The 10,232-nt window shown below is 41.4% G+C and carries 8 protein-coding genes and 1 pseudogene; 3 read left to right on the forward strand and 6 right to left on the reverse strand.

Annotation, left to right across the window (positions count from 1 at the left end; translation table 11 throughout):
- Positions 1–126 precede the first annotated feature (126 nt).
- Positions 127–249 (forward strand): annotated as a pseudogene (locus AWW72_RS19670) (RNA 3'-terminal phosphate cyclase); the annotation flags it as partial.
- Between the two features lie 159 nt (positions 250–408).
- Here the strand turns inward: AWW72_RS19670 and AWW72_RS11785 are convergent.
- The 4 genes from AWW72_RS11785 to pheA form a co-directional block, all read right to left on the reverse strand.
- Positions 409–1,869, reverse strand: a complete 1,461-nt coding sequence (locus AWW72_RS11785) for an aminoacyl-histidine dipeptidase (RefSeq protein ID WP_062847456.1) — start codon at positions 1,867–1,869, stop codon at positions 409–411.
- A 103-nt stretch (positions 1,870–1,972) separates the two neighbouring features.
- Entirely contained in the window at positions 1,973–2,356 is a 384-nt protein-coding gene (locus tag AWW72_RS11790) for a hypothetical protein (RefSeq protein WP_004772562.1), read from the reverse strand.
- A gap of 287 nt (positions 2,357–2,643) precedes the next feature.
- Entirely contained in the window at positions 2,644–4,893 is a 2,250-nt protein-coding gene (locus AWW72_RS11795; protein ID WP_062847457.1) for a bifunctional prephenate dehydrogenase/3-phosphoshikimate 1-carboxyvinyltransferase, read from the reverse strand.
- Positions 4,894–4,968: 75 nt separating this feature from the next.
- The gene (pheA, locus tag AWW72_RS11800; RefSeq protein ID WP_004772565.1) at positions 4,969–6,078 is read right to left on the reverse strand and encodes a prephenate dehydratase; all 1,110 of its coding nucleotides are present in this window, start codon (positions 6,076–6,078) and stop codon (positions 4,969–4,971) included.
- 195 nt (positions 6,079–6,273) lie between these two features.
- Here pheA and AWW72_RS11805 point away from each other — a divergent pair, with 195 nt between their 5' ends.
- Positions 6,274–7,215: an alpha/beta hydrolase gene (locus AWW72_RS11805; RefSeq protein WP_062847458.1), complete on the forward strand. Its 942-nt coding sequence runs from the start codon at positions 6,274–6,276 to the stop codon at positions 7,213–7,215.
- 59 nt (positions 7,216–7,274) lie between these two features.
- Here the strand turns inward: AWW72_RS11805 and AWW72_RS11810 are convergent, their stop codons facing one another.
- Positions 7,275–8,420, reverse strand: a complete 1,146-nt coding sequence (locus tag AWW72_RS11810; protein WP_004772567.1) for an acyl-CoA dehydrogenase family protein — start codon at positions 8,418–8,420, stop codon at positions 7,275–7,277.
- 247 nt (positions 8,421–8,667) lie between these two features.
- On the opposite strand from AWW72_RS11810, the gene AWW72_RS11815 reads away from it, so the two are divergent.
- Entirely contained in the window at positions 8,668–9,663 is a 996-nt protein-coding gene (locus tag AWW72_RS11815) for a glycosyl transferase family protein (RefSeq protein WP_062847462.1), read from the forward strand.
- A 319-nt stretch (positions 9,664–9,982) separates the two neighbouring features.
- Here AWW72_RS11815 and AWW72_RS11820 read toward each other — a convergent pair.
- The coding region (locus AWW72_RS11820; protein ID WP_062847463.1) for a hypothetical protein at positions 9,983–10,232 on the reverse strand (250 nt) is incomplete at its 5' end.

Raw genomic sequence — 10,232 nt, forward strand, 5'->3', positions numbered from 1 at the left:
ATGTACCTAGTAAACCTTTGCCGAAAGTAAAGTGACTCGTTACTTCGCATTACCATGTACTGACAGTATGTTCATTTAATTAAATAATAAGGAAAATAGATGTAATACCAGCAGCCATCTAGTATGTTGAGCGAGCATCCCCGTACTCAGGCCACCATGATTGAAAAATTTATTAATTGTGAATTTGAATTTATCGAGTTGGATAAAAACCTATTTCAAATCAAAGTAAATCTTTATGGCAAAATTTAAAGTTTCATTATTTTGTGTTTTTCTACCTCAACCACTATTAACTATCGCGTAGGCGGCATGGATGTCGCTCTGTTAGACTGCGGTAGCAAGGACGTACCGTCAGTCTAACAAAAGGGTTTTATTACTTTAATCTTTTGATTACTGAATCTTAAACAAAAATTACTCAATAGATTCTAGCGCCGTCACCAACAACTTCCAGCATTTCTCTACCGTATCCACTTTAACTCGCTCTCCCGGTGCATGCGCCCCCTGAATATCTGGGCCAAAAGACACCATTTGCAAATCAGGATAATGTTCCGCAATAATGCCGCACTCCAACCCCGCATGAATCACTTTCAAGTTTGGCTCAATTTTAAATACAGACTGATACGCTTGTTGCAAGCACTTTAATGCCGCTGATTCTGGATTCGGTGTCCAACCTGATACTAACGGCGTTAATTCAGATTTGATCTGGAAATTGGCAAAGTGCTGTTGAATGTTCTGTGCAAAGGCTAACGCCTGCTGATTCACCATCGAACGAACCATAATCAAGGTTTTTGCTTCGTCTTTAGTGAGTTTGACCACACCGATATTATTCGAGGTTTCAACCACATCAGGTAAAGCACTACTCCATTGAGCAATGCCATAAGGGCAAGTTGCTAATGCCTGCAACCACGCTTGTTGTTGATGTAACGCAATCACTTCATTTATCTGACTGGTATTTTGCTGTGCCGTGATTTGCAACTGATCATCAATACCCTGTAGTGTCTGTTGCCATGCAGCTTGTGTCGCTACAACAGCGTTTTCCAAATCAGTCAGTTGTTCTGCCTGAATTGCAATGGTTGCAACAGCTTCACGCGGGATGGCGTTACGTGCTGTTCCACCGACAAATTCAACCAATCGACCATTGGATTGTGCTAAATGGTCATTAAGGAAATTGGCTAGAATGACATTGGCATTCCCACGACCTAAATGAATATCAACCCCAGAGTGACCACCTTTCAGACCTGATACCAGTAAATCTACAAAGATTAAATCATTTGGTGCTGTTTCATATTCAAGTGGATGCCCTATTTCTAGGTCAATACTGCCTGCACAGCCAAGATATAGCTCGCCCCATTCTTCGGTATCGATATTAAAAAGCCATTGTCCAGTTAAAACGCCAGATTCAAGTAAGCGCGCACCACTCATTCCCGCTTCTTCATCAATCGTCAACAGGACTTCAATCGGCCCATGTGCAATATCATTTGATTCTAATACCGCCAGTGCCAATGCAACGCCAATCCCATTATCTGCACCTAAAGTGGTATTTTCAGCAATTAGCCAGCCATCTTTTAATACAGGTCGAATGGGATCTTTAAAAAAATCATGTTGGGTTCCTCGATTTGCCTGAGTCACCATATCCAAGTGCCCCTGCAAAATCACACCAGCCACCTGTTCTTTACCCGCAGTTGCCGCTTTACGAATAATCAGATTACCAATGTCATCGACATAAGTTTGGAGCTTACGCTGTTCCGCCCAATCTTTTAAATGTTGTCTTAATTGTTGTTCATGCTTGGAAGGCCGAGGAATCGTACATAAGGTCTCAAAATGTTGCCAAACCACTTGGGGTGATAATTTAGAAAAATCGACCTGTATCATGCACCTATACTCTCAAATAAAGCGTTTAAATCAATATACACCATACACCGAAACGGTCATGATGTTAATGCACTTCATTTAAGATTCTATTCGTAAAAAAGACTTAGCTTTTCCATACAAACTGAGAAAAACTATGTTCCGCTTTTAAGCTATTTTCTACGGCCTGAGCCAGTTGGCGAATAATACTTTGCGTCTCGATCTTTTCAAACCACGCTTGTTCACGTTGTGGATTGGCTGAAATCTCACACAAAATATGTCCTTCTGTGTCTTGTTGCGAGCATAAGATCGAAAGCGGCAATTGATGATTGTCGATGCGCACTTCAATTTTTTCATGTTCATGACGAATATGCTGTGCATCAAAACCATATTGTTCTAATTGTTTAAACAGCAGTGCAGCCACATATTCTTGTGTGATATAGCACTCATTCGGTGGATGATCGACCACTCCATGTTTTGGGCAATCTGCTATAAATTGCAACGTTTTCATGCTATTCCCTCTTTTATTATATTTTAGCGCTGCATCACAATCTAAATCCAACGCCTATACTCTGAATTATTATATATACAATCGTCTCTAAACGATTAGCTGATTGTCTTAGTTCTATTGTTAAATTGATAAATTTCGACCCGATTAGATATGTACATCAGAGAAGTCATCATTTTTAGTATTTAAGCGTTAAATGGATGGTTTTAACAAATTCTTTTTAGAGATAAGTACATAAAAAAAGCAGCACTCAACCTTCAATAGCTGAATGCTGCTTGATTCAAATCAGATTACGGATTGACTACACTTAAATCCAATCCAGCTGAATTTGCAAGTTCGGTAAAAGTTGGGAAACTTGTCGCAACCGTTTCTGTACCATGAATCGTGATTTCACCTGAGGTACGTAAACCAGCCATACTAAAGCTCATGGCAATACGATGGTCATGATGTGATTCAATTTCACCACCCGTAAAGATCGCTGACCAGTCGCCAGATTTACCTTTGCCTTCAATGATGATGCCATCTTCCGTTGGTGTACAGTCGATCCCCATGATTTTCAAACCATCTGCCATCACTTGGATACGGTCAGATTCTTTAACACGAAGCTCAGCAGCACCTGTCAATACAGTTTGACCTTCTGCACATGCAGCAGCAATGAACAATGCTGGGAATTCATCAATGGCTAAAGGCACTTGATCTTCTGGCATGTGAATGCCTTTCAATGTTCTTGAACCTTTGATATGAATATCTGCAATCGGCTCACCACCTGCAATACGCTCATTCTCAACTGTCAGATCAGCACCCATTTGCTTAAGGATCTCGATCACGCCTGTGCGAGTTGGATTAATACCGACTGCTTCCAGTACCACATCAGCACCTTCAGTAATCGCAGCACCCACCATAAAGAATGCAGCAGATGAAATATCAGAAGGCACCTGAATATCTGTACCGACTAACTTGCCACGACCGACAAGCGAGATTTTATTGCCTTCAGTTTTTACATCATAACCAAAGGCACGCAACATACGTTCAGTATGATCACGCGTCGGTTCTGGTTCAGTCACCGATGTTTCACCTTCAGCCCATAAACCAGCCAATAAAATGCCTGATTTCACCTGAGCTGACGCCATTGGTAAATCGTATTGGATTCCTTTAAGCGCCTGACTACCTGTAATACTCACAGGTGGTGTACCTTTCTCGCCTGTGGTCTGGATGAGTGCACCCATTTCACGAAGTGGCTTGGCAATACGCTCCATTGGACGTTTAGACAATGACGCGTCACCCGTCATTACCGAGTCAAATTTTTGCGCAGACAGCATGCCTGATAACAAGCGCATACTGGTGCCTGAGTTGCCCATATACAATGCGCTTGCAGGTGCTTTTAAGCCTTGCATGCCCACGCCATGAATGGTCACTTCACCATTCTTTGGTCCTTCGATGCTCACGCCCATGTCACGGAATGCCTGTAAAGTTGCGAGTGCATCTTCACCTTCCAAAAAGCCTGTCACATGAGTTGTGCCTTCTGCAATCGCACCAAACATGATGGAACGATGTGACACAGATTTGTCACCCGGTACGGTGAATTTACCTGTAAATGTTTTCTTTCCCGGTAAAATGCTAAATTGCTGTGTCACCTTGTTTTTCTCCATCAAAGGTTTTTTGGCTAACATATGATTAAAATGTTGGCGTGCCGCTTGCGCGTGGCCCAGTAGCCCCATCAACGCATGCGAATCTTCCTGTTCAATCAATTTTTTCAAAACGGATAATTGCTGTTCAAAACCATCAACAGCATTCAAAATTGCGGTTTTGTTGGCAAAGAAAATATCATGCCACATCTGCGGATCACTGGCTGCAATCCGAGAGAAGTCTCTAAAACCACCCGCAGCATAGCGGAAAATATCTAGATTATCTTCACGATTTGCCAGTTGCTCAACCAGATTGAATGCCATCAAATGCGGTAAATGACTGGTATGTGCCAACACTTCATCATGTTTAGCAACATCCATGCAAATCACTTCTGCTTTTGCCGCAGACCAAAGCTGAATCAGCTTTTCAACCGCCCACTCCGCGCTGGTCGGCAGTGGCGTTAGAATCACTTTGTGATTGACGAATAAATCCACTTTACCCGCATGTACGCCAGTATGTTCTGCACCTGCAATGGGATGCCCCGGCACAAAACCGACAGGTAAATTTTCACCAAATACTGCTTTTGCCGCTTCAACCACATTGCCTTTCGTACTACCTACATCGGTAATAATGGCATTTTCGGCAAGAAAGGGCTTGATCTGTTCAAGCACTTTTTGTGTCGCACGAACGGGTAATGCTAAAACAATTAAATCTGCATCCTGAACTGCTTCTTCAGGCGTTGCATAACCGTGTTGAATAAGACCGAGTGTCTTGGCATCTTCTAATGTTTTTTTTGAGCGTGTTGAAGCCACAATTTGAGATGCAAGTTGTTCTGCCACAATCACACGGGCAAGACTAGACCCAATCAGTCCAAGTCCGATAAATGCAACTTTTTTAAATAATGGTTGAGACATAAAACATATTTGCCTAATGAGACGACATTGATATGGATAGATACCGAAGTCATCTATCCATTCGATAAAACGGGATTATAAAACAGCGATTGGATAAGATCCGAGTACACGTAACTCTTTTACCATTGGACGAATTTCTTCCAATGCCGCCGCAACATTTTCCTGACCGATATGTCCTTCTAAATCGATAAAGAACACATAAGCCCATTTTTCAGGTAAAGCTGGACGTGTTTCAATGCTGGTCAAGCTGATTTGATGCTTCGCAAACGGTGCAAGAATTTCCAGTAAAGCACCCGCACGATCATGTGCAGAGATCAATAACGAGGTCTTGTCATTACCGCTTTGAGGAATCTTCTCACGCCCAATCACAAGGAAACGTGTGGTATTTTCTGGGTTATCTTCAATATTGCTATGTAAAATCTCAAGATTGTACATGCTTGCCGCAATATCAGATGCAATCGCAGCAGAATGCCATTCGTTACGAATACGACGAGCCGCTTCTGCATTTGAATTCAGTGCAACACGCTCAACGCCTGGATAATGGGCATCTAACCATTTACGGCACTGAGCCAAGGTTTGTTGATGCGCATAAATCTGTTTGATGCTGTCTTTACGGGTATTTTCTGAGACAAGGAATTGGTGATGGATACGAAGCTCAACTTCACCAATCACATTCACTGTCGATGCTTTAAAGCAATCCAGCGTATGGTTCACAATCCCTTCAGATGAGTTCTCTACAGGAACAACACCATAATGCGCGCTGCCCGCTTCGACTTCACGGAAAACTTCATCAATGGTTGGTAATGGACGCACAACCGCATCTTTACCAAAATGCTTTAACACAGCAGAGTGCGTATACGTCCCTTCTGGTCCTAAGAATGCAATGCTTTGTGGTGCTTCAAGCGCCAGACATGCAGACATGATTTCACGGAATAAGCGTGCCATGGTTGCATCAGACAAAGGCCCTTGATTACGCTCCATGACTTTACGGAGCACTTGCGCTTCACGTTCCGGGCGATAAAACAGTGGATTTTCTTCGGATGCAAATTTCGCTTTAGCTACCGCTTCTGCCAGTGTCGCACGGCGGTTGAGTAACTCTTGGATTTGTTGATCAACACTATCAATATCGTTACGAATTTGTTCTAAATTAAGTGAATTCGATGTGTTTTGTCCATCGTTTACCATTGAATGCAGCCTCAGCAAAATCATCTATAAGAATGGATTACAATCTATCTATGAATCGATTATCCGAGCTAGAGTATAACAATACTTTTATGCATTAAACACGCTGAGTTTTAACTCTTTTTCCCATTAAACTTTATTGATAATGATTTTCATTATATATTTCTTGTCAAAATTTTGACGAGTGTAAATAAAGTGATGTTGAAACGTCTTGGTATTTTAACTTTTTCTCTTATGATCGCGACCCAGTCCGTGATTGCGCAGCCTTCTACAGCAAGTTCCAGTTCAGCACGTGAAGTGCAAGCAAATACCCAGACCAGACAAAGTTTTATCCTGAAATCGAAATATACTGCTCAGGACTACCTGATTCAGATTTCCATTCCCGATCGTACAGCACCTGTGGAAGGCTTTCCTGTGCTGTATGTTTTAGATGGCAATGCCGCTTTTGAAAGCGCTGCCAATATTGCGAAATCAGTTGGTGCAGGTGCAAATCGTTTGGGGCTTAGCCCTGTGGTAATTGTTGCAGTAGGCTATCCTGACCAGAGCACGTTTGATGTGCAAAAACGTGCTTTAGACTATACCCCTAAAACGTCTGCCGAGTTTCAAGCGCAAGCAAAATATCAATATGGTGGTGCAGACCAGTTCATCCAGTTTTTGGATAAAGAACTGAAACCAGCAATCAGTTCACGGATTAAAGTCAATGCCCAACAACAAAGCTTATTCGGACACTCCTTTGGCGGATTATTTGCATTGCATACCTTCTTTTCCAAGCCACAAACATTTCAGCGCTATATTGCAGCAAGCCCTTCACTCTGGTTTGACAACTATGCCTTATTAAATAGACAGGCTGAATGGTTAAAAAATAAAGCCAATACAACTCAAAACGTGATGCTCATGACCACCGTGGGTACACAAGAATTAGGCAAAGGCCCCTCGGCGGATCCAGATGCTTTAAAAAAGCAAAATGATTTTTATCAAAATTTTAAAGACCAACACTCAAAACAATTTTCTTTTTGGTATTTTCAACATCCCGCTGAACAACACCTGACCAATATGTATGCCAGCTTACCCAAAGCCATTCTACTTGCAGGATGTCAAACTGAACGCTGTGCGGCCTTATTTGATGAACCAAAGCCTTAATCCTCCTGCATGAAACAAAACAGCCTGCTATTGAGCAGGCTGTTTTTGAAGCGTATGAATTAAGCTTTACCAATAATTCCACGCGCCACGATTTCTTTCATAATTTCGTTGGTACCACCATAAATACGCTGGATACGCGCATCAACGAAGAAACGTGAAATTGGGTATTCAGTCATATAACCATAACCACCAAATAACTGAAGTAAGTTATCTGCAACTTTCATTTGCATATCAGTACTGAAGCTCTTCAATGCCGCAGCAGTTTCTACGTCCAGTTTACCTTCGTTATAGAGCTCAACGTTTTGGTTATAGAAAGCAGCAGTTGCCAACTCATCAATCTTCGCTTGTGCCAAGACAAAACGTGTATTCTGGAATTGTGAAATGGCCTGACCAAATGCCTGACGCTCTTTGACATAAGCCGTTGCTAAATCAATTGCTCCACGAATCGCACCTAAAGCTGTTGCTGCAATCGCAGTACGTTCACGTGGCAGCTCCTGCATCAAGTAAGCAAAACCTTGCCCTGCTTGGCCTAGCAATTGATCTTTCGGCACTTTGACATTATCAAAGAATAGCTCTGAGGTATCTTGTGAATGTAATCCGATTTTGTCGAGGTTGGTGCCCTTTTTAAAGCCATCCAAATGCGTATCGACTAACATCAATGACACACCTTTAGCACGCGCTTGTGGGTCAGTTTTTACTGCAAGCACAACCAGATCAGCATGCTGACCATTTGAAATAAAGGTTTTCGAACCATTTAATACATAGTGGTCATCTTGCAAAATTGCACTGGTCCGCATTGCCTGTAAGTCTGAGCCTGCACCTGGTTCAGTCATACCAATCGCACCGACGACTTCACCCGATACCATTTTAGGTAACCAGTACTGTTTTTGTTCTTCTGTTGCAATGTGCTGAATATACGGTGCAGCGATTTCAGAATGACATGAAATTGCAGTTGATAATGCACAGTAACCTGCACGAGCAGATTCTTCCACCAACATGAGTGAATAATGTGTTGGCACACCATAACCACCGTATTCTTCTGGTACATCCACACACAAGAATCCATTTTCACCCAATGCAGACCACACTGAACGCGGCATAATGCCTTCACGTTCCCATTGATCATAATGCGGTGCAATCTGCTCGCTCATAAAGCGTTTAAAATTATCACGGAAGAGTTCCAAATCTGCATCATAAGCTAACATCTTTATTTCCTTTCGCTTTCTTTGTTCTTAAAAATTTGTACGAAGTCATGCTAATAACTTTTAGATCAGATGTCATGTCCCGTTTACATCAAATCACTAGACTGATTGGGTCAATAATTTTATTTGCACGATGGCTTCCCAGACCACAACTGTTTATTGATTAAACAGCCTATTGGTTTTTTTATGCTACATGCCCTTATTTTATGTCATATTGATCTCATTTTCAGTGACAATCCTCAATACGGCCATGAACACAAAACGAAATATCTATAAAACCGCAGAACATCCATTTGCTCAATATGTTCGTATTTTAGGGAAAGGCAAAACAGGTTCACGTTCACTCAGTTACGAAGAGGCTTATCAGGCCTTTAGCATGATCTTGAAAGATGAAGTACTAGATGTGCAGCTTGGCGCATTTTTAATGCTACTCCGCGTTAAAGAAGAATCTGTCGATGAACTGGCAGGTTTTGTCCAAGCTACGCGTGACCAGCTTAACTTTCTGCCACTGGAGGTGGATCTAGACTGGTCTTCTTATGCAGGTAAACGTAAACACTATCCGTGGTTTTTATTGGCTGCACTGACTTTAGCGCATCATGGTTACAAGATTGTGATGCACGGCGCATCTGGCCACACCATTAACCGTGTTTATACTGAACAGGTTTTGCAATACTTAGGCTATTCTATTTGCCAGAATGAACAGGATGTCCGTGAACAACTTCAACAGCACAACTTTGCCTACCTTCCACTAGAAGCAATTTCACCGATTTTAAGCGAACTTATTTCACTGCGAAATGTGATGGGATTACGCTCTCCGATTCACACTCTGGCGCGACTGATTAATCCATTTAATGCCAAAGCCACCTTACAAGCCATTTTTCATCCTGCTTATCGAACGTCACACCAGCAAACTGCTTTCCGTTTGGGATATCAAAATAGTGCGGTGATTAAGGGTGAAGGCGGCGAGTTTGAACGTAATCCTGATGCAAAAACTTTAATCTGTGGGATTAAAAATGGTGAGTTATACGAACATGAGTTGCCAAAACTTACTCCTGACCGTAGCCCGATTGAAGAAGAGCTTGATCTTGCAGTATTTAAAGCAGTTTGGTTGGGTCAACAAACGCATGAATATGGAGAAATGGCAGTGATCGAAACGATGGGGATTGCGTTGTATACCATGGGTGTGGTCAGTAGCTATGATGATGCAATGGCAAACGCGAAAGAGCTTTGGGAAAGTCGTTTCTGACCTAGAATACCCCAAGATTAATCATATAATATTGGGGTGCTGTTTATAAAAACATAGGTTTTACTTAACTCATCATCACGTTTCTCATAAAAACCTATATAAACTTCAATAAAATACTTTCCCGACTATTTTATTATTAGATAAAAAATTTACCTACAATATAATCCACTGTAATTATTAAGTTTCGTTGAGATAGCTAGTCAATTCTAAAATTCTATTTTAAACTGTCTATTCTATCAAAAGAACAATATAAACAAATACATAAAAACACTTATTCCTTGTCATTTATCCACTCATATTTCTTATATACACAATCCTCTTACTCTTCAATTTTTAAAATAAAATCCTTATTAAAATCTTTTAATCCATCTCTGACGGTGCCAGAAATATTTATCTTATAAACACCAGACTTCTTAGGTGTACCCTCGATTGTTGTCAAAGCATGAAGGGCAAACTCTTTTTCTCCTTGATCTGGTGAAACAATCAAACCACTCTTTTGATCTATATTTGACTGTACAAGAAAAGTATCCTCAATAACACGATATTCTTTCATTTTGATTTCTGCATAA

Source organism: Acinetobacter sp. NRRL B-65365 (assembly GCF_001605865.1).
Taxonomy (GTDB): Bacteria; Pseudomonadota; Gammaproteobacteria; order Pseudomonadales; family Moraxellaceae; genus Acinetobacter; species Acinetobacter vivianii.

What these genes read in the sequence shown, in the direction of transcription:
- AWW72_RS11790 (WP_004772562.1), bottom strand. Translation starts at nt 2,356, where the DNA reads ATGAAAACGTTGCAATTTATAGCAGATTGCCCAAAACATGGAGTGGTC.
- AWW72_RS11810 (WP_004772567.1), bottom strand. Translation starts at nt 8,420, where the DNA reads ATGTTAGCTTATGATGCAGATTTGGAACTCTTCCGTGATAATTTTAAA.
- AWW72_RS11805 (WP_062847458.1), top strand. Translation starts at nt 6,274, where the DNA reads ATGTTGAAACGTCTTGGTATTTTAACTTTTTCTCTTATGATCGCGACC.
- pheA (WP_004772565.1), bottom strand. Translation starts at nt 6,078, where the DNA reads ATGGTAAACGATGGACAAAACACATCGAATTCACTTAATTTAGAACAA.
- AWW72_RS11795 (WP_062847457.1), bottom strand. Translation starts at nt 4,893, where the DNA reads ATGTCTCAACCATTATTTAAAAAAGTTGCATTTATCGGACTTGGACTG.
- AWW72_RS11785 (WP_062847456.1), bottom strand. Translation starts at nt 1,869, where the DNA reads ATGATACAGGTCGATTTTTCTAAATTATCACCCCAAGTGGTTTGGCAA.
- AWW72_RS11815 (WP_062847462.1), top strand. Translation starts at nt 8,668, where the DNA reads ATGAACACAAAACGAAATATCTATAAAACCGCAGAACATCCATTTGCT.